Here is a 20,260-nt window from a genome sequence, read left to right on the forward strand (position 1 = left end):
ATGGGGCTGCCGGGGACGGTTCAGAACCCGGCGGCCCCGGTGGTACGGCCGGAGGGCGGGGAGAACAGGCGGTGTGCCGCGATCGCCGCGCCGCCACGTGCCCAGGCCTCGAACGGCAGCGGCCGCAGCACGAGTTCACATCGGGCGGCCGCGCCGAACGCCTGCTCGGCGAAGGCCCGGCGGATCTCCTCGGTGAACAGGTCGTACGTGGCCACGCCCTCGCCGGAGATGATGACGCGCTCCGGCCCGATGAGGTTGGCCACGGACGCGATGGCAAGCCCCAGCGCCCGCCCCGCCCGGGTGAAGACGCCGCGTGCGGCGGCGTCCCCGGAGCGCGCCAGGCGGACGGCGCCCGCCAGCGACAGATCCGTGTTCCCCGTCTGCTCCTGCACCTGTTCGACGATGGCCTGGGTCGAGGCGACGGCCTCGACGCAGCCGGTGTTGCCGCATGTGCAGACCCGGTCGGTGCCGCCGACGGGCAGATGACCCAGCTCGCCGGAGACTCCGAACGCACCCGCGATCACCCGGCCCTCGACGGACATCCCGCAGCCCACCCCCGCACCGACCGTGACCAGGGCGAACGAGGAGAGCCCGACCCCCGCGCCGAACCACTGCTCGGCGACGGTGAGTGCCCGTACATCGTTCTCGACGGCCGTCGCGATGCCGGTCGCCTCCTCGACCAGTGCGGCCAGGCCCACCCCGCGCCAGTCGAGAAAGGGGGAGTAGCGGACGATTCCGCCCGCCCCGTCCACGTCGCCCGCGACCGTCACCCCGATGCTGTGCACCGCCGGACGGGTCTCGCCCTCCGCGCCGCCCTCCGCGCCGCTGGCGAGCGTGCGGACGAGGCGAGCGACCGTTCTGACCACCGTGCCGACATCGCGTGAGCGCAGCGGGACCCGCCGGGTGGCAAGCGGGGCGGCCGTGAGGTCGACGAGCATGCCGATCAGCTCGTCCGCCGTCACCTTGACCCCGATGAACCGGGCTCGTTCGGGCCGCACCGCCACCAGGGTGGCAGGCCGGCCCGGCTGGCGCTCCCCGGACAGGCCGAGCTCGGTGATCCAGCCGTCGTCGAGCAGGGGGGCCGAGACCTTGGTGACGGCCCCCGAGGACAGGCCGGTGCGGCGTCCGAGCTCCGCCCGGGTCAACGGGCCCTGGGTCAGCAGGGTCTGGAGAACGAGTGCCGCGGACGGCGGTTGGTGAGAGATGTTCACCTTGCGGAGATTACCTTCTGCCCGAAAGTAAGGGGGTGTATTCGGGGCGATGGCGGTCCCGAGGTCTGTAGATCTTCCCTCTCTGATGGGCGATGAATATACTCACGTCGGAAGGAAATTATTCGCAACCGTTGCCGCGCTTCCCGCCGAGGGAGGGGCGGCCGCGCTCCCTCCGGGGGAGTCAGGGAACCGCCGGTGAGGGAGACGGCGGCAGGCGCCGGCGGCGAGCCGCGCGCAACGACCGCAGGCCCCGCAGAGCCCGTCACGAGGAGCGCACCGTGGCGCTGTTCGTGAACCACCCGCAGGGGAAGGGCCGTTGTGCCCGCACCGGGCAAGAGGCCGCTCGTACGGGGCGGCGGAGTGAAGCGGCCGCCCTCACTGGTTTCGAGAGGACAAGGCATGACCCGCATCACCACCCGGATCGCACACCTGCGTGCGGCCGGGGTGAGTTTCGTCGTCGAACTCCGCGCTCCGCTGCCCCGCATCCTGCACTGGGGCGAGGACCTCGGTGAGCTGGCCGACGACGGCCTCGCCGCTCTGGCTCTCACGGCGGACGCCGCCGTGGTCAACAGTGCCCCCGACGAACCACGGCAGTTCACCGTCTGGCCCACCGAGGCGGACGGCTGGTCGGGCACCCCGGCCCACCAAGGCCACCGGGCCGGCACGGCCACCACGCCCCGTGTCACGATGACCGGCGCCGAGGAGGGCCAGGACACGCTGGTCATCGCCCTCCGGGACACCGTGGCCGGGCTCGACATCACCCTCACCTACCGGCTCGACCCCTCCGGTGTGCTGGGCGTGCGCTCCCGGGTGGCCTGCCCGGCCGGCGCACCCGGCAAAGTCCCGTACGACCTCGCCGCCACCACCACGCTGCTCCCGCTGCCGAACCGCGCCCAGGAGATCCTGGACTTCACCGGCAAGTGGTGCCGCGAACGCTCCCCGCAGCGCGGCCGGCTCGCCTTCGCCGGTCATGTGCGCGAGGTCCGCCGCGGCCGGCCCGGACTGGACGCCCCCCATCTGCTGACCGTCGGTGTGCCCGGATTCGGATTCCGTACGGGCGAGGTCTGGGCCCTGCACGTCGGCTGGAGCGGCAACCAGCGCTGGCTGGCCGAGCGGCTGCCCGAGGGGGCGGGGGTCCACGGCGGCGTCCTCGGCGGTGGCGAACTCCTCGCGCCCGGTGAGATACGGCTCGCCCCGGGCGACAGCTACACCTCGCCCGAGTGCTTCTTCGCCTGGTCCGCCGAAGGTCTGGACGGACTCGCCGGCCGCCTCCACACGATGCTCCGCTCCCGGCCCGGGCATCCGTCGTCACCACGCCCGCTGACCCTGAACACCTGGGAGGCGGTCTACTTCGACCACCGTCCCGAACGCCTCCTGGCGCTGGCCGACGCGGCCGCGGCGGTCGGCGTGGAGCGCCTCGTCCTGGACGACGGCTGGTTCCTCGGCCGCCGGGACGACACGGCCGGGCTGGGGGACTGGACCGTGGACCCGCAGATGTGGCCCCAGGGACTCGCCCCGCTGGCGGACCGGGTGCACGGCCACGGCATGCAGTTCGGGCTCTGGGTGGAACCGGAGATGGTGAACCTCCGATCGCGGCTGGCCCGGGAACACCCCGAGTGGATTCTCGGTCCGTCCGCGGGTCTGGGTCCGAGCTCCCGCCACCAGTACGTGGTGAACGTGGCCCACGAGGCGGCCTTCGCGTATCTGCTGGAGTCCCTGGACGCCCTCGTCGCCGAGTACCGCATCGACTACCTGAAATGGGACCACAACCGGGACCTGCACGAAGCGGTCCAGCGCGGCGCGCACGACGGTGACCGGCCGGGCGTGCACGCCCAGACCCGGGCCCTGTACCGGCTGATGGACATGCTCAGGGCCCGTCGTCCCGGACTGGAGATCGAGTCGTGCTCCAGCGGGGGCGGCCGCGTCGACCTCGGTGTCCTCGCCCGTACGGACCGGGTGTGGGCCTCGGACTGCAACGACCCGGTGGAACGGCAGGCCATCCAGCGGTGGACCGGGCAGCTGCTGCCGCCCGAACTCGTCGGCACTCACGTCGGGGGCCCGCGCAGCCACACGACGGGCCGGATCTCCGACGACCCGTTCCGCCTGATCACCGCGCTGTTCGGGCACGCGGGCATCGAGGACGACCTGACCGCCCGCACACCCGAAGAACTGGGGGCGCTGACGCGGTGGGCGGCGCTGTACAAGGAGGTGCGCGGACTGCTGCACGGCGGGCGGGTCGTCAGGGCGGACCTCGACGACGACGCGACGCAGCTCCACGGGGTCGTCGCGACCGACGCCGGCAGCGCACTGTACTGCTGGTCTCGTACCGAGACCTCCGTGCCGGGACAGTCGGGCCGCGTCCGCCTCCCCGGCCTCGCCCCCGGCCGCCCCTACCGGGTCCGGATCCGCACGGAGGCCGGGCTGCCCGCCGTGCACCAGATCATCGCGCCCGCCTGGTACCGGGCGGCGGTCGAGGGCTGGGTGCCGATGCCCGGCGCCGTACTGGCCGGGGCGGGGCTGCCGATGCCGACGCTCAACCCGGGGCAGGCCCTGCTCATCGAGGTCGCCGCACGGGAACCGTCGCACTGACCCGGCCACTAGGATCTACGCGCAGCCGTCCCCGGCCCGGACCAGCTGAACGAGGTCCGGCAGCAGCCGGGTCCGTAGTGCTCATGGCGCTCGGCGTCGACGCGACAAGAGGGGGCAGGGTGGACGAAGCCGTGGTGACGGCGCTGATCGCCTCGGGTGCCGCGATCGGAGGCGGAGCGCTGACGGGGTTGCTCACCCTCGCCGCCGCCAAGCGCCAGGCCGCGGCAGCCTGGGCGGCGGGCGAGCGCCAGGCCGCCGCGGCGTGGGAAGCCGGACGGCAACAGGCGGCGGCCGCCTGGGACGCCGGGCAGCTCCAGGCCACGGCCCAGCTCGACGTCGCCCGCCGGACCCTCGCCGAGCAGACGCTCGCGGACCAGCGGGCGGTGCGGCGAGCTGCCTACGTCACGTACCTGAGCCGCACCGACAGCGCCCAACAGGCGCTCGCCGCCTGGCAGAGCGCCATCGGTACAGCGGACGAGGCGTCGCGCCGACGGGCGTACGACACCGCCATGGGTGCGGCCGGGGAAGCGCTCAATGTCGTACGTCTGGAAGGGCCGGACCCGGTGGCAGTGGCGGCCCGGACGCTGCTGGGCTCACTCGGCGCCACCGTCTCCGGAGCCCAACACTCCGTATCGCAGGCCGAGTTCCTCGACGTGGCCCGGGCTGCGCTCACCCCCGTGCAGTGAGTGCCGGGCGGATATGATCCGCAGTGCCCGAGATGATGGGGGGCCAGGTGCACCTGAAGGTGTCGTACGAGGACCAGCACGACGGCATCACCGTCGTACGGGTGGAGAGCGAGCGTCCGGACGGTGGGCTCGACAGCGCATCCGCACCGGAACTGCGTGAGGTGCTCGGGAAGTTGGTCGATGACGGGCGGCTGATTCTGGTCGTCGACCTGAGCGCGATGGATTCCGTCGACTATTCGGGCTGCACCATGCTGGGTGGGGTCTTCAAACGCGTGCACTTCAAAGGCGGGGCGCTCCTGCTGGTCGCCCCGGGCAAGCAGGCGCGCGGCATGGTGTCCAGGGTCGGGCTGCGCGAGGTCCTGCGCGTCCATGACACCGTGTCGAGTGCGGTCGCGGAGCTCGCTGCCGACTATGCGCAGGCGGGTATCGAGGACCGGGCCCGCCGGCGGCGCGCGTCGGCGAAGGCCGTGGTCGCGGCCGGAGACCACACCTACGAACACCTCTCCGAGGACATCACGCTGGTGAGGGTCATGGGCGCAAGGCCGGGCGGAGAGGTGGACGGCCGGGCGGCGGGGCCCCTGCGCAAACTGATGGCCGACCTGGTGAACCAGGGAAGGTGCTACCTGGTCATGGACCTGACCGACGTCGATTTCATCGACTCGACCGGAGTGGGTGTGTTCGTCGGTGGCCTGAAGAGGGTCCGGGCCTTCGACGGCAAGGTGGCGCTGGTCGTGTCGTCCGAACAGGTGCTGAAGACATTCCGGGTCACCGGGCTCATCAAGGTGTTTCCCAGGTTCGAAACAGCAGACCTCGCCGTCGAGTTCATCGGCCGGGCGGCATCCCGGGCGTATGTCCGACCGTGAAGCGCGTCGGCGCACCGCCTCCCAATGGGACCCGGTCCGCCTCGGAGTTCACCACGCTCCCGGCCCGGACGGCAGCGCCGACCTGCCGCTGACCGAGTACCTCCCGCGCCCGCACGACGAGACGCTGCGCCAGCGCCTCGCCCGCACCGCGGCCACGAACGACGCCGTGTTCGTCCTGCTGGTGGGCCGCTCCGCGAGTGGCAAGACGCGTGCCGCCTACGAGGCGGTCGCGGCCGTCCTGCCCGACTGGCCCGTGGTGCACCCCGCGGATGCGGACGACCTGATCGCTGCGGACATCGGGCCCCGGTCCGTGCTGTGGCTCGACGAGACGCAGCGCTATCTGAACGGGGGCTCGGGCGAGCGGGCGGCCAGGGCCTTGCGGCGGCTGCTCGACCTGGTGACGCCGCTCGCGGTGGTCGGCACCATGTGGCCGGAGCATCTGAGGCGGCTGACCGAGAACCGTCGAGGCGGTGAGGACGAATCCCCGTTCAGCCGAGCTCTCCTGACTGGGCGTCATGCCATGATCGCCGTGCCGGACACGCTGGCCGGTGACACTCCGGCCGTCGCCGCCGCGGCGGCCCGTGATCCGCGCCTCGCCGCCGCGGTGCGGGCGGCAGGGACCGGTCATCGTGTGCTGCAACACCTCACTGGGGGACCGGAGTTGGTGAGACGCTGGGAGATGGGCCCGGACCAGTGGTTCACCGCTCCCGAACACGCCGTGCTGACGGCGGCCGTCGAGGCACGCAGGCTCGGCCACGCCGGCGCCGTCCCGGCCCGTCTGCTGATGGAGGCCGCGGCCGGATTCATGGACCCCGCCGCCCGTGCGGCCGCCGGCAAGGAATGGTTCCCCGCGGCCATCGGCGCGCTGACGGCGACAGGACGTGGTCCGGCGCCACTGATCGCCGAACGGCATGAGCCCGGCGTCGGCGACCCCGACAGCTACCGCCCGGACGACTACCTCGAGCAGCACGTCCGCCGGGTCAGGGCGCATCGGGCGCCACCGGCCGAGCTCTGGAACGGCGCCTCCTGGGCCAGGACCGCCGATGACCTCTACGCGTTCGGGCGGGCCGCCGAACAGCGGCGCCGCTATGGATGCGCCGCCGCGCTGTACGAGAACGCCGTCAGGCAGGGCCATGGCCGGGCCCGAGCCGCCTGGGCGGTGCTGAGGGAGACCACCGACGGCCGGACCGCCGCCGAGGAGACGGCCGCGGCGGACCCGGCCGCCTGGGCGGCTCTCGCGGTGTCGAGGGAGGGCTCCGGCGACGGGCCCGCCGCTTACGACGCCTACCGGCACGCGGCCCGGGCCGGCGACGCGTGGGCCTGGTCGTCGATGGCCCGGATCCGCGAGGAGGAGGGGGACCCGGCCGCAGCGGACGCCGTAGCGGCCCTGGCGGCGTCGGCGGGGCAGCCGCTCGCCTGGCGGACGCTCGGCCGGATGCGCGCGGCCCGCGGCCCGGCGGCGGCCGAGGCGTTCGAACAGGCAGCGGGCGCCGGTGACGGGTGGGGGCACATCGGGCTCGCGCAGGTCGCCGAACGCGCAGGTGACCTCGCGGAGGCGGTGGAGCACGCCACGCGGGCGGCCGGTATGGGCGTCACAGCTGCCTGGGCGCGACTGGTGCGGCTGCACTGGTCGCTCGGTGCCCCTGCGTCAGCCGTGGCCGCGGCCACCGGGGGCGCGGACGGCGGAAACCCCGAGGGCTGGTCCCTGCTCGCTCAACTCCGTCATACGGACGGGGATGTGCCGGGGGCCGCCGCGGCCCATCGGGAGGCCGCGGCCCTCGGCTTCGGCGCGGCCTGGCGTGAACTGGCCCTGCTTGCCGAGTCGGACGGCAACGGGCCCGCCGCCGAGGAGGCCGCGGCGCAGGCGGTGCGCACCGGTGATCCGGAGGCCTGGACCGCTCTGGCCGAGGCCCGCGCGGAACGCGGCGACGACACGGGTGCCGCACATGCCGCCGCGGAGGCGGCGCGCGCCGGTGATGTGGAGGCGTGGATCACGCTGGCGCGCGGCAGGGAACGCGCCGGGGACACACAGGGCGCGGAGCGCGCCGCCGACCTGGCCGCGGACCGGGGTTCCCCCTCGGCGTGGGCAGCGCTGTCCCGGATGCGGGAACGGGCGGGAGATCGGGACGGATCCCGGCGAGCGGTGCTGCGGGCCGGAGCTCTCGGCGCCTTTGACGCCTGGACCGCACTGGGCCGCGTGCGTGAGGAACGGGGTGACACCGCCGCCGCCGAGCGCGCCTATGTCCGTGGCTGCCGGGCCGGTGACACGGAGGCGTACGACGCCCTCGGTGCCCTGTACCTGGAACAGGGACGGCCGGCCGAGGCATGCGCCGCCTACCGGCCGGCCGTGGACGCGGGACTCCCCGACGCCTGGGAGGGGCTGCTGTCGGCGCTGGCGGACCGGGCGCCCCGCGCGGCCTCGGCGCAGACGGTGGCCCTGCTGCGCACGACGGGACTGCCGGCGCAGGGGTGAGCCTTCGGCCAGGGTCTTCGGTCCGGTTCGGGACCGGACCCGCCGGCTGTGTCCGGCGAGGGTTCAGCCCCTGACATCCTGCGGGTACCACCGGAGCTCGACGGTGTTGCCGTCGGGATCCTGGACGTAGACGGACAGCGCGTCGCCCCGGGCGCCGTAGCGGCCGACGGGCCCCTCCAGCACGGTGAAGGTGCCGGTGTCGATGATCTCCTGCCAGTCCAGCGGCTCGACGACCAGGCAGATGTGGTCCACGTTGGACTCCGAGCGCGGGCGGTCGAGCAGGTCGATGATGGTGGTGGCGCTGATCCGCACCGACGGGAACGGCACCTTGCCGGCCCGCCACTCCTCCACCCGGACGGGTTCGAGCCCCAGCGGTCCGCAGTAGAACCGCAGGGCGCGCTCGACGTCCTGCACATTGAGCACCAGGTGATCGAAGTCCTTGACTCGCACGCTCATGGGACAACCATACGATGCCGCACGGTTGTTGAGGCCGCGCCCGTTCGCGGCAGGCTCTGACGGGCGCCGAGGGCCGGGTGCGGACGTGGTCCGGGCGCGCGGCGCCCACCGGGGTCACATCGCGGGGACCCGCACGAACCGCTCGGTGATGTGCAGGTCGCCCTCGATGCGGGCGGCCGTCGCGCGCAGCCGGGGCAGGACGTCGGTGACGCACTCCTCCAGGGTGCGGCTGCTGCTGTGCATGGCCACGTTGAGGGCCGCGACGACCGTGCCGCGCCGGTCGTGGAGGGGGACGGCGACCGAGCGCAGCCCCACTTCGAGCTCCTCGTCGACCAGTGCGCTGCCCTCCGCGCGGACGCGGTCCAGGACCGCACGCAGCTCGACCGGACGGGTCACGGTGTACGGGGTCAGGGCGTGCGGCTGCGCACCGGCGAGCAGGGCCTCGCGTTCCGCCGGAGGCAGCGCGGCGAGCAGGACCCGCCCCATGGAGGTCGCGTGCGCGGGAAAGCGCGTCCCGACGGTGATGTTGACGTTCATGATGCGCCGGGTCGCCACCCGAGCCGTGTACTGCACGTCGTCCCCGACGAGTACCGCCAGAGAGGCGGAGTCCCGCACCTGTCCGGTGAGCGCGGCGAGATGGGGCTGCGCGATCTGCGGCAGCGTGGCGCGGGACAACGGCGGGTAGCCGAGGGCCAGTACGCGCGGGGTGAGGTGATGGTCCCGTCCCTGTGTGGTGACGTAGCCGAGGTGTTCGAGAGTGATCAGGGCGCGCCGTGCGGTGGCCCGGGCCAGACCGGTGGCCCGTGCGACGTCGGTCAGTGTCAGCGCCTGCCGGCCCTCGCCGAAGGTGGCCAGTACGGTCAGGCCCCGCGCGAGCGACTCGATGAACTCGCGGCCCAGCTCCTGCTTCGATGCCCCGGTCCAGGCGGCCAGCGCGGTGGGGGAGTGCGCGGCGACGGCGGCCGGCGCCTCCCCGAGATCCCGCTCCATGGCCTGGGCGGCCGCGCGTACCCGGGGCAACAGGGTGCCCTGCAGGGAGGCGGCGGTGTGCCTGCTGGTGTGACTCACGACGCTGACCAGGCACGCCACTTCGCCGTCGGGGTGGCAGACCGGCACGGCGAGGGCGACGAGGCCGGGTTCGATCAGCTGGTCGTCCAGGGCCCAGCCGTCGCGGCGTGCCCGTTCCGCGCGTTCCGAGAAATCCTTCTCGTCCACGGGCGGGCGCGGGGGTACGGCGGGGAAGGCCAGGCCCTCCGGGTCCGCGGCCCGGTGCGCCCGCCACCGCTGCCACTCCTGAACACCCCAGTCCGCGGCCAACAGCGGTCCGGGCGCGGTGCGTTCGGCCGGCAGTAGATCGCCGATGCGGAAGCTCAGCGACATGGCGCGACGACGGGTCGCCTGGTGGATGAAGCGGATGCCGTCGCCGTCGCCGACCGCGAGGGACACCGACTCGTCGAGCTCGTCGGCCAGTGCGTCGGCGCGCCTCCCGAGCAGCGACGGAAGCCCGAGCGCGGACAGATAGGCGTTGCCCAGTTCCATGAGGCGCGGGGCGAGGACGACATCGCGCCCGTCCACACGTACGTACTCCATCCGGGCCAGGGTGGCGACGACCCGGTCGACTGTGGACCGGGCGAGGCCGGTGGCGCGTTCGATGCCGCTGGGGCTCATGGTCCCGCCCGCGTCGGTCAGCCGGCGCAGGACCTGGATGCCACGCATCAGGGGGGCGACCGCTTCGGCCGGGGCCGGGGTCTCGGTCTGCTGGGGCGTGTGGGTCGGTGGCATCGGCTCTCCGTCGTGCGTCGTGGGGACACAGTAGTGAATACCGGCAGGTGAGGGACGGTCCGCCCGGCGCCGGTGAGCTGTCGGCCATTGACAGGTGTGCGGACGGGCGGCAGACTCCGCGCCAAAGATAGTGAAAGAAACTTCACTACGCGAACATGTGGGGGTCGTTTCTATGGACAAGGTGGTCGCCTCCGCCGCCTCTGCCGTGGCCGATGTGCCGGACGGCGCCTCGATCGCGGTCGGCGGCTTCGGACTCAGCGGCGTCCCCGACGCGCTGATCGCCGCCCTGCACGCACGCGGGACCGGCGGTCTGCATGTCGTCTCCAACAACTGCGGCGCGCAGGAGTCCGGGCTCGCGGTCCTGCTGGCCGCCGGCCGGATCAGCAGGGTCACCGGCTCGTACATCGGGGCCAACAAGGAGTTCGCCCGCCAGTACCTGTCCGGCGAGCTGGAGCTCGAACTCATCCCCCAGGGCACGCTCGCCGAGCGGCTGCGTGCCGGTGGAGCGGGCATCCCCGCGTTCTACACCCCCGCCGGAGTCGGCACCCTGGTCGCCGACGGCGGAATGCCCTGGCGCTACGACGGAAACGGCGGCGTCGCGCTCTCCTCCCCGGCGAAGGAGGTCCGCGACTTCGACGGCACCCCCTACGTCATGGAGCGGGGCATCCGCACCGACTTCGCCCTCGTCAGAGCGGCCAGGGGCGACCGGCACGGCAACCTCGTCTTCAACAAGGCGGCCCGCAACTTCAACCCGCTCGCCGCCATGGCGGGCCGCATCACGATCGCCGAGGTCGAGGAACTCGTCGAACCCGGCGAGATCGACCCCGACCACGTACACCTGCCGGGAATCTTCGTCCGGCGCGTCGTCGCGCTGACGCCGGAGCAGGCCGCCGACAAGAGGATCGAGCAGCGCACCGTGACCGTACGGACCAACCCGGCCCAGGGCGGCACCCGATGACCTGGAACCGCCAGGAGATGGCCGCCCGCGCGGCCGCCGAGCTCCGCGACGGCGAGTACGTCAACCTGGGCATCGGTCTGCCGACCCTGATCCCCAACCACCTGCCCGAAGACGTGCACGTCGTCCTCGAATCCGAGAACGGCATCCTGGGCACCGGCCCCTTCCCGTACGACGAGGACGTCGATCCCGACCTCATCAACGCGGGCAAGGAAACGGTCACCGTCCTGCCGGGAGCCTCGTTCTTCGACTCGGCGCTCTCCTTCGGCATGATCCGCGGCGGTCACATCGACACCGCCGTGCTCGGCGCCATGCAGGTGTCCGCCCGCGGTGATCTCGCCAACTGGGCCGTCCCGGGCAAGCTCGTCACCGGAATCGGCGGCGCCATGGACCTCGTGCACGGCGCACGCCGCGTCATCGTCACGATGACGCACACCGCCAAGGACGGCAGCCCGAAGATCGTCGAGGAGTGCACCCTCCCGCTCACCGGCCGGGCCTGTGTCCACCGGATCATCACGGACCTCGCCGTCCTCGACGTGACCGGCACCGGACTGGTGCTGACCGAGACCGCACCCGGCGTCGACGTCGCCGATGTGCTCGCCCGGACCGCCGCCCCCGTCCGCGTCGCCGAGGGCATCGGGACGTGAGACCCCGCTCCCGCACAGCCGCGCCGTGCACCGGCCCCCGGCGGACCGCCGCCCCCGTACCGGAAAGGAAGGACCGACACCCATGACCACCCCGACCGCCCCGGCCGCACCCCGTGCGCTCACCCAGGCCGACATCAGCGCCGAGATCACCGCGGCCCGCCAGGACTACGCCACGTCCCTCGCCGAGGGCGCACCCGTGCGCCCGCACCCCGGCCGGGACTACGCCCCCTATCGCAGCAGCACCCTGCGCCACCCGAAGCGGCCGCTGATCCCGGTGGGCGCCGACCCGGAAGCCGTCGAACTCCACGGCCCCGTATTCGGCGTCACCGACATCACCGAACTCGACCACGACCTCACCAGGCAGCACCAGGGCGAACCGCAGGGCGAGCGGATCACGGTCACCGGACGGGTCCTCGACCGCTCCGGACGTCCCGTGCGCGGCCAGCTCGTCGAGATCTGGCAGGCCAACGCCTCGGGCCGCTACGCCCACCTGCGTGACCAGCACCCCGCCCCCCTCGACCCGAACTTCACCGGCGTGGGACGCTGCCTGACGGATGATCAGGGCGCGTACTCGTTCGTCACCGTCAAGCCCGGCGCCTACCCGTGGCGCAACCACACCAACGCCTGGCGCCCCGCGCACATCCACTTCTCGCTGTTCGGGGCCGCGTTCACCCAGCGGCTGATCACCCAGATGTACTTCCCCGGCGACCCGCTCTTCGCCTACGACCCGATCCTCCAGTCCGTCACCGACGACGACGCGCGCGCCCGGCTCGTCGCGGCGTACGACCACGACCTGTCCACCCCCGAATGGTCGCTCGGCTACCGCTGGGACATCGTCCTGGACGGCCCGTCCGCCACCTGGATCGAGGAAGGCCGCTGATGTCCGCCGCCGCACCCGTGGAGCTCCCGCCCACCCCGTCCCAGACCGTCGGACCCTTCTACGGCTACGCCCTGCCCTTCGCGGGCGGCGGCGACCTGGCCCCCGCCGGCCACCCCGGCGCCGTGGTCCTGCACGGCCACGTCCTCGACGGGGCCGGTGCGCCGGTGCCCGACGCCGTTGTCGAGGTGTGGCAGCCCGCACCCGACGGCTCCCGCCGCGGCGCGCCCGGCTCGCTGCGCCGCGATCCGGTCACCGGAACGGTCATCGGCCGTCACGGACTCGCCTTCACCGGCTTCGGCCGGGTGCCGACGGACGCCGACGGGCACTACACCGTACGGACGCTGCCGCCGGGCGGAGTCCCGTACGTCGCGATCGCCGTCTTCGCCCGCGGTCTGACCCACCACCTGCACACCCGCGCCTACCTGCACGACGCCGACGGCCTCGACCGGGACCCGTTGCTCGCCGGCCTTCCGGCGGAGCGGCGGGCCACCCTCCTCACCACGCCGCAGGACACCGGCATCCACCGCTTCGACATCCGTCTGCAGTACGACGGGGTACATGAGGAGACGGTCTTCCTTGACTTCGGCTGATACGTACGCGGACGTCGGCCTGCTCGCACCGGTCCGCGCGGGCACGGCCGTCGAGGAGGCGACGGGAGACGCGGCGTACGTACGGGCCCTGCTCGACGCCGAAACCGCGCTCGTCCGCGCCCAGGAGTCGCTCGGACACGCCCCGGCCGGGACGGTGCGAGCGGTCGCATCGGCCGCGGCCGGCCGGGGCCGGTTCGACCCCCGCTCCCTGGCCCTGCGTGCCCGGTCGGGAGGCAACCCGGTCATCCCGCTCGTCGCCGACCTGACGGCGGCCGTCGCCGAACGCTCCCCGGAGGCCGCCGCCCATGTCCACCGGGGCGCGACCAGCCAGGACATCCTCGACACCGCCGCCATGCTGGTGTCGTCCCGGGCCCTGCGCCTGATCCTGGCCGATCTGGACCGTGCCGCCGGTGCGCTGGCGCTTCTCGCCGCCGAGCACCGGGACACGCCGATGGCCGGACGCACCCTCACCCAGCACGCCGTGCCGACCACCTTCGGCCTGAAGGCGGCGGGGTGGCGCAGCCTGGTGCTCGACGCCCACGACCGTCTCGCGGCGGTCCGGGCCGCCCTGCCGGTACAACTGGGGGGTGCGGCAGGCACGTTGGCGGCCTTCGCGGCCTTCGCGGAGTCCGATGACCGGACAGGCGCGCGGCTCGGTACGAGCGTGGGCGGCGCGGCGGCTTCGGACGTCGGCACGTGCCTGGTCGAGGCGTACGCCACCGCGACCGGACTGACCGCACCCGCACTGCCCTGGCACACCCTGCGCACCCCGGTCGCCGACCTCGGCGGAGCACTGGCCTTCACCTCCGGGGCGCTCGGCAAACTCGCCGCGGACGTCCTCGTCCTGTCCCGCACCGAGATCGGCGAGGTCTCCGAGAGCACCGGCGGCGCGTCGTCCGCGATGCCGCACAAGGCCAACCCGGCCCGAGCCGTCCTGATCGCGGCGGCCGCCCGCCAGGTCCCCGCGCTCGCCGGCATTCTCTACGGCTCCCTCGCCGCCGAGGACGAACGCCCGCCCGGTGCGTGGCACGCCGAGTGGCAGCCCCTGCGCGAGGCGCTGCGCACGGTCGGGGGCGCTGCCGACGCGGCGGCCGCCCTCGCCGAGGGGCTGCGCGTTCACCCCCGGCGCATGCGGGAGAACCTCGGGGCGACCGGCGGACTGATCGTCAGCGAACGGCTCGTCGCCGTACTCTCGGCCAGGATCGGACGAGCCGCGGCCCGCACGGCGGTGACCGGTGCGGCCGCCCGCGCGGCCCGCGACGCGATCCCCCTGCACGACGCCCTCGGCCAGGAACCCGCACTGGCCGGCGTGGTGCCGCAGGATGAGCTGAGGACCCTCACCGACCCATCCGGATACACGGGGGCGGCCGGCTCTCTCGTCGACCGCGCACTGCGCCGCCGGAGCGAGGCAACGGGCCCGGAGCGGCACACACCTCACGGCGACGTGCGGGCCGCCGCACAGGACGACCCCGGCCCGCACCCACTGCCGGATGACGACGCACTCTGACCACCCGTCCCCGGCATCCGTCCCCGGCATCCGTCCCCGGCATCCGCCTCGGGGCGGCAGACACCATCGGACCAACGCACCCGGCATCCGCAGCCAGGCACCGAACGCGCCAGGCCCCAACTCACCGGCATCCGCAGCCAGGCACCAACTCACCCGGCACCGGCCGGCGCAGGAGCACCATGACAACCCCGCACACATCCCAAGCCCCCACCGCACGCCTGCTCCATCACCAGGCGGACGGCCCCCTCTCCGGCCCGCCGCTCATCCTCGGACCGTCACTGGGCACCGCACTGACCGTATGGGACGCGCAGACCGCCGCCCTGGCCCGCGAGCACCGGGTGGTCCGCTGGGACCTGCCCGGCCACGGCGGCACCCCCGCCGCACTCTTTCCCGCGGGCAGCGGCGTCGCCGAACTGGGCCGGCACGTGCTGCGCCTCGCCGACGCCCTCGGCATCGGGCGGTTCGCGTACGCGGGGATCTCGCTCGGCGGCGCGGTCGGGACCTGGCTGGCCGTCCACCACCCCGACCGGATCACCTCGCTCGCGCTCGTGTGCTCCTCCGCCCGGTTCGGCGAACCGCAGGCCTGGCACGAACGCGCGGCCCTCGTACGGGCCGAGGGCCTCAGCCCGGTCGCCGGCACCGCGGCGAGCCGCTGGTTCACCGACGGCTTCGCCGGCACCCCCGCGGCCCGTGCGGTCCTGGCCGGCCTCTGCGACGTCGACCCCCTTGCGTACGCCTCGCTGTGCGATGCCCTCGCCGGCCACGACCAGCGCGGCGAACTGGCGGACATCACCGCCCCCACGCTCGTCATCGCGGGCCGCGACGATCCGGCCACCCCGGTCGCCCACGCCCGCGAACTGGCGGACACGATTCCCGGCGCGGCACTCGTAGAACTTCCGGGCGCCTCGCACCTGGCCAACGTCGAACGGCCCGCACCCGTACGGGCCGCGCTGCTGAGCCACTTCGCGACCGGTGCCGCGCCCGGCGCCGACGACGCCTCCCGGTACACCGCGGGTCTCGCCGTACGCCGCACCGTCCTCGGTGACCCGCACGTCGACCGGGCCATCGCCCGGACCACGCCCTTCACCGCCGTCTTCCAGGACTTCATCACCCGCTACGCCTGGGGAGAGGTATGGACCCGGCCCGGCCTCGACCACCGGACCCGGCGCTGCCTCACCCTCACCGCACTGGTGGCACGCGGCCACCACGAAGAACTGGCCATGCACCTGCGCGCCGCGCTCGTCAGTGGCGACCTCACCCCCGAGGACGTCCAGGAGGTCCTGCTCCAGGCAGCCGTCTACTGCGGAGTCCCGGCGGCCAACGCCGCGTTCGCCGCGGCTGACCGGATCCTCACCGAAATCGCCCACGCCGCAGCGGAAGCCACCCATGACGCAGCAGGAATCAACCATTCCGAAGAAAAGAAGTAGCCCATGCACACGACTGTAGGGATCATCGGTGGCGGACCGGCAGGACTCCTGCTCGCCCGCCTGCTGCACCGCGCAGGTGTCGACTGCGTGGTCCTGGAGAGCCGCGACCGCGCGTACGTCGAGCAGCGCCAGCGTGCCGGCATTCTCGAACAGCCCACCGTCGACGCGCTCCGCGAAGCCGGTGCCGCCGGACGCCTCGACACCGAAGGCCTGGTGCACGACGGCATCGAGCTGCGCTGGGACGGCCGGTCCCACCGCGTCGACTTCCCTTCGCTCACCGACGGCCGCCGGGTATGGGTCTACGCCCAGACGGAAGTCGTCAAGGACCTCATAGCCCTGCAACTGGCTGACGGGGCGCCGCTGTTCTTCGGTGCCCAGGTCACATCGGTCGAGGGTGCGGACACGGACCGGCCGAGCGTCCACTACACCCACGAGGGCCGCGACGAGGTACTCACCTGCGACTACGTGGTGGGCTGCGACGGATTCCACGGGGTCACCCGTGCCGCGATCCCCGCCGGGGTGCAGCGCACCCACGACCGCGTGTACCCGTACTCGTGGCTGGGGATCCTGGCGGAAGTTCCGCCGTCCTGTGACGAACTGATCTACGCCCACTCGCCGCGCGGCTTCGCGCTGCACAGCATGCGGTCGCCCGAAGTCAGCCGTCTGTACCTCCAGGTGCCCAACGGAACCGACCCCGCGGACTGGTCCGACGAGCGGATCTGGGACGAACTCGACGCACGCTTCGCCGTCGACGGGGACTGGAAGCTGCGGCGAGGCCCCATCACGTCGAAGTCGGTGCTGCCGATGCGCAGTTCCGTCACCGAGCCCATGCGGTACGGCCGGGTCCTTCTCGCGGGCGACGCCGCCCACATCGTCCCGCCCACCGGCGCGAAGGGACTCAACCTCGCGGCAGCCGATGTCGTCGTGCTCGCCCGCGCCCTGGTGCGTCAGCACACGACCGGATCGTCCGATCTGCTGGACGCCTACTCCGACACCTGCCTGAGCCGCGTGTGGCGGGCCGAGCACTTCTCGTACTTCATGACCACCACGCTCCACACCGACCCGGAGCAGAGCGAGTTCGAGACACGGCTGCAGATCTCGCAACTGGACAGGATCGCCTCCTCGCCGCACGCCGCTGCCGAACTCGCACAGAACTACGCGGGGCTGCCCCTGCCATAGACCTGCCCCAGGAAGAGGAACCGCGCGGATTGGGCGGCCCGGCAGCCGTGCAGCGACAGCGGGCACCCTGATTGGCCCACTCACAGGGCGGCGAATTGCCCCACACCGGTGAGCCTCTTCCTGCGTATCGTCGAGCCATGCCGAACCCACTGCCACCGGCCGGACCTCAACGCACCCTCTCGCTCGCCCAGTTGAGCAACTCCGTCGGCGACGGCGCCTACTACGTCACCTCGGCCCTCTACTTCACCCACGTCGTCGGCCTCGCGCCCGCCCGGATCGGCCTCGGCCTCACCGTCGCCTGGGCCGTCGGCTCGGTCGCGGGGGTGCCGATCGGCAGGATCGCGGACCGCCGGGGCCCGCGCGGAACGGCGGTGCTGCTCGCCCTCGCCACCGCCGCGGCGGTCGCATCCTTCCTCGTCGTACGGGACTTCGCGCTGTTTGTCGCAGCCGCCTGCCTCTACGCCACCGCGCAGTCGGGCCTCGCCGCCGCCCGGCAGGCGCTGCTCGCGGGCCTGGTCGCCAAGGAGGAGCGCACCGGCGCCCTCGCCCATCTTCAGTCGACGCTCAACGCGGGCCTCGCGGTGGGCGCCGCGCTCGGCGGTCTCGCCCTGTCCGCCGGGACCACGCAGGCGTACCTCGCGGTCTTCGCCGTCGACGCCCTGAGCTTCCTGCTCTGCGCGACTGTCCTGCTGAGGCTGCCGGCCGTCGCACCGGTGCCGGGGGAGCGGGGCGCGAAGCTCGAAGTGCTGCGGGACCGGCCGTACACCGTCGTCACGCTCCTCAACACCGTGCTGCTGCTGCGCATGCCGCTCCTCAGCCTCGGCCTGCCGCTGTGGATCACCGAACGGACCGAGGCCCCCGAGTGGCTGGTCTCCGCACTCTTCGTCCTCAACACCGGGGCGGTGATGCTCTTTCAGGTCCGCACCGCCCGTTCGGTGAACGGGATCTCCACAGCCGCCCAGGCCCTGCGACGGTCCGGTGTCCTCATGCTCCTCGCGTGTGCCGTCTTCGCCGTGTCGGCGGTGAACTCCCCATGGGGTGCGGTGACCGCACTGGTCGGCGGTTCCGTGCTGCTGGTCGCGGCGGAGATGCTCCACTCGGCAGGATCGTGGCAACTCGCCTTCGACCTCGCGCCGGCGGGGCGCATCGGCGAGTACCAGGGCTTCTTCGGCACCGGAGTCACCGTGGCGCGCACGCTGGGGCCCCTGCTGCTCACCGCGCTGCTGGTCGGATGGGGCACGGCGGGCTGGCTGCTGCTCGGGGCAGTGGTCCTCGCCGCGTCGTACGCGCTGGGGCCGGTGGCCCGGTGGGCCGCGGGTACGCGCCAGGAGGCCGGGCACGCAGCCGCCGTCGCCGTCAACCAGGGGCAGGGTGTGTGAGCGACGGCGGCTGCGGGGGGCGGCGCGGTGTCAGCTGTCCTGGGCCGCGTTGAGCAGGTCGAGGGCGCTGTGCTGGCAGCCGTTGCCCGTCAGCGTGTAGGGCCCGGCCCAGTGCGGGCCGTACTGGGCCAGCGCGTTGCGGTTCTTCGCGTACAGGGTGTCCGCCTGCCGGTCCAGGTAGCCGCTGTAGGGGTGGTCGGGCAGTTCCTTGTTCAGGATGCCGAGGCCCCGGGCGTAGGCGCCCTTGAACGAGTCGCCGTCCGATGTGCACCCGGTGCCGTCCGGCTCGTACGGCTCGTGCAGTGTGCCGCCGGGGTTCAGATACCCCGATGACGTCGACGCGTCGGCAAGGGTGCGGGCACTGCTCAGGACCGAGGCGTCACCCGTCGCGCGGTGCAGCTCCGCAAGGCCGGCCAGGATCACTCCCTGGTTGTAGGTCCAGGTGGTGTCGCCGTTGTTCGCGCAGGCCGAGGTGAGCCCGTCATTGACGGTACGGCCCGAGTTGATCATTCCGCTGCCCTGGAACCACGCCCATTCGTCCTTGGCCCGCTGAAGATACGTGGTGTCCCCGCCGGTCCGGTTGTGCAGCGCGGCGTTGAGGTGGAGGTAGAGCTCGTTGGTGATGGCGTTCTTGTAGGGCTTGTCGGTGGCCCACTGAACTCCGCCGCCGCATGCGGAGGTCCAGTAGTCGTGCATGTGGTCGGCGTCCTTGCGCGCCGTCTGCAGGTAGCGAGCGTCGCCGGTCACGTCGTACGCGGCCACCCAGGCCAGCCCCCACCAGCCGGTGTCGTCCAGATAGGAGTTGGTGAAGTCACCGCCCTCGTCGTCGATGAGCTTGTCGTACGTCTCCGAGATGGCGTAGCGGTAACTCGGCATGCCGCTCACCCGGATGTTGTCGATCAGGGAGGTGAGCGCCGTCGCCGATGTCCACCAGCCGGCGAACTTCCCGGTGTCCCGGTGGTACTCCATCATCAGCGCGGTCGCCGCGGCGGTGCTCCTGCTTCCGGCGTTCCAGTCGGTGCGCGCCCAGCCGGTGCACGAGATCTCCGCCCGGTTCCCGGCCTTGCCGCAGGCGCGGAGCGCGCCGATCCCGCCGGTGTTCCAGTTGTCCACGTTGTACATCTGCGAGCGCCATCCGGTGGCGCCCTCGGGAACTGCGGTCGCGCCGAGCTTGCTGCCGGAGGACCAGGTGCGGCCGCCGTCGAAGGACCGGTCGAGCCAGACCTGGTCGCCGGGGACGGCGTTGTCGATCGAGCCCCAGCCCATGACATCGTTGTCAGAAAGGTGGAGAGCGATGCGGCGTCCGTAGATGGCGGTGGTGACCGGGGTGCGGTCGCCGGTGGCGTTCCGGGGGTCGCGGGCGTCGCAGTACTTGTTGCACACCGGGGGTTCGGCCGCTTGCGCCGTGGCGGGCGCCGTTCCGGTGGCCGTGGCGGCGAGCAGGGCGGCGAGCAGGGCGATTCCGATGGCGCGGTTCGGTCTTGTGGGGGGCATGGCCGGTCCTCCGTTGTTCGGTCCGGGGCTAGCGGGTAGTGCGGCAAGGGAATCCGTGCCGCCTTGTACATGTCAAGATGCCGGGGTCCGTCGCCCGATTGGCGGAGCCCTGCGGGCAGGGCTAACGTCGGGGGAGTGAACG

General features: G+C 72.9%; 16 protein-coding genes and 1 pseudogene. 13 read left to right on the forward strand and 4 right to left on the reverse strand.

Going from position 1 to position 20,260, the window contains the following annotated elements:
- Window positions 1–20: 20 nt before the first annotated feature.
- Window positions 21–1,211 (reverse strand): ROK family protein, encoded by a 1,191-nt coding sequence (locus OG782_RS35280; protein WP_406458122.1) that lies wholly within the window; start codon window positions 1,209–1,211, stop codon window positions 21–23.
- A gap of 399 nt (window positions 1,212–1,610) precedes the next feature.
- Between OG782_RS35280 and OG782_RS35285 the strand changes: the two genes are divergently transcribed.
- From OG782_RS35285 to OG782_RS35305, 5 genes and pseudogenes are all read left to right on the forward strand, one after another.
- A complete protein-coding gene (locus tag OG782_RS35285; RefSeq protein ID WP_406458124.1) occupies window positions 1,611–3,800 on the forward strand; it encodes an alpha-galactosidase in 2,190 nt (729 codons plus the stop codon).
- Window positions 3,801–3,919: 119 nt separating this feature from the next.
- On the forward strand, window positions 3,920–4,486 hold the full coding sequence (locus tag OG782_RS35290; RefSeq protein ID WP_406458126.1) for a hypothetical protein: 567 nt from the start codon (window positions 3,920–3,922) through the stop codon (window positions 4,484–4,486).
- A gap of 35 nt (window positions 4,487–4,521) precedes the next feature.
- Window positions 4,522–4,863: pseudogene (locus OG782_RS35295) on the forward strand (STAS domain-containing protein); the annotation flags it as partial.
- 153 nt (window positions 4,864–5,016) lie between these two features.
- Window positions 5,017–5,349: an STAS domain-containing protein gene (locus tag OG782_RS35300; protein ID WP_406459439.1), complete on the forward strand. Its 333-nt coding sequence runs from the start codon at window positions 5,017–5,019 to the stop codon at window positions 5,347–5,349.
- Window positions 5,336–7,822, forward strand: coding sequence for a hypothetical protein (locus tag OG782_RS35305; protein WP_406458128.1), 2,487 nt, complete (start codon window positions 5,336–5,338; stop codon window positions 7,820–7,822). Before OG782_RS35300 ends, OG782_RS35305 begins: the two co-directional genes overlap by 14 nt.
- Window positions 7,823–7,885: 63 nt before the next feature.
- On the opposite strand, the gene OG782_RS35310 is transcribed toward OG782_RS35305, so the two are convergent.
- Together OG782_RS35310 and OG782_RS35315 are read right to left on the reverse strand one after the other, a co-directional pair.
- On the reverse strand, window positions 7,886–8,278 hold the full coding sequence (locus OG782_RS35310; RefSeq protein WP_406458130.1) for a VOC family protein: 393 nt from the start codon (window positions 8,276–8,278) through the stop codon (window positions 7,886–7,888).
- 114 nt (window positions 8,279–8,392) lie between these two features.
- Window positions 8,393–10,060 (reverse strand): IclR family transcriptional regulator C-terminal domain-containing protein, encoded by a 1,668-nt coding sequence (locus OG782_RS35315; RefSeq protein ID WP_406458132.1) that lies wholly within the window; start codon window positions 10,058–10,060, stop codon window positions 8,393–8,395.
- A 172-nt stretch (window positions 10,061–10,232) separates the two neighbouring features.
- Here OG782_RS35315 and OG782_RS35320 point away from each other — a divergent pair, with 172 nt between their 5' ends.
- The 8 genes from OG782_RS35320 (at window position 10,233) to OG782_RS35355 (ending at window position 18,624) form a co-directional block, all read left to right on the forward strand.
- Complete coding sequence (locus OG782_RS35320) at window positions 10,233–11,018, forward strand: CoA transferase subunit A (RefSeq protein WP_406458133.1); 786 nt, start codon at window positions 10,233–10,235, stop codon at window positions 11,016–11,018.
- Complete coding sequence (locus OG782_RS35325) at window positions 11,015–11,662, forward strand: CoA transferase subunit B (protein ID WP_406458135.1); 648 nt, start codon at window positions 11,015–11,017, stop codon at window positions 11,660–11,662. The genes OG782_RS35320 and OG782_RS35325 overlap by 4 nt, the downstream gene beginning before the upstream one ends.
- An 82-nt stretch (window positions 11,663–11,744) precedes the next feature.
- Window positions 11,745–12,542, forward strand: a complete 798-nt coding sequence (gene pcaH, locus OG782_RS35330; protein WP_406458137.1) for a protocatechuate 3,4-dioxygenase subunit beta — start codon at window positions 11,745–11,747, stop codon at window positions 12,540–12,542.
- Window positions 12,542–13,132, forward strand: coding sequence for a protocatechuate 3,4-dioxygenase subunit alpha (gene pcaG / locus OG782_RS35335; protein ID WP_406458139.1), 591 nt, complete (start codon window positions 12,542–12,544; stop codon window positions 13,130–13,132). Before pcaH ends, pcaG begins: the two co-directional genes overlap by 1 nt.
- Window positions 13,101–14,639, forward strand: a complete 1,539-nt coding sequence (gene pcaB / locus OG782_RS35340; protein WP_406458141.1) for a 3-carboxy-cis,cis-muconate cycloisomerase — start codon at window positions 13,101–13,103, stop codon at window positions 14,637–14,639. Before pcaG ends, pcaB begins: the two co-directional genes overlap by 32 nt.
- Window positions 14,640–14,818: 179 nt before the next feature.
- On the forward strand, window positions 14,819–16,066 hold the full coding sequence (gene pcaC / locus OG782_RS35345) for a 4-carboxymuconolactone decarboxylase (protein WP_406458143.1): 1,248 nt from the start codon (window positions 14,819–14,821) through the stop codon (window positions 16,064–16,066).
- Window positions 16,067–16,069: 3 nt separating this feature from the next.
- Window positions 16,070–17,245, forward strand: coding sequence for a 4-hydroxybenzoate 3-monooxygenase (locus tag OG782_RS35350; RefSeq protein ID WP_406458145.1), 1,176 nt, complete (start codon window positions 16,070–16,072; stop codon window positions 17,243–17,245).
- Between the two features lie 137 nt (window positions 17,246–17,382).
- Complete coding sequence (locus tag OG782_RS35355) at window positions 17,383–18,624, forward strand: MFS transporter (protein ID WP_406458147.1); 1,242 nt, start codon at window positions 17,383–17,385, stop codon at window positions 18,622–18,624.
- Between the two features lie 30 nt (window positions 18,625–18,654).
- On the opposite strand, the gene OG782_RS35360 is transcribed toward OG782_RS35355, so the two are convergent.
- Window positions 18,655–20,118 carry a glycoside hydrolase family 76 protein gene (locus tag OG782_RS35360; protein WP_406458149.1) on the reverse strand — a complete coding sequence of 488 codons (1,464 nt, stop codon included), beginning with the start codon at window positions 20,116–20,118 and terminating at the stop codon, window positions 18,655–18,657.
- Window positions 20,119–20,260 lie beyond the last annotated feature (142 nt).

The sequence above is a fragment of the Streptomyces sp. NBC_00876 genome, assembly GCF_045207435.1.
Taxonomy (GTDB): Bacteria; Actinomycetota; Actinomycetes; order Streptomycetales; family Streptomycetaceae; genus Streptomyces.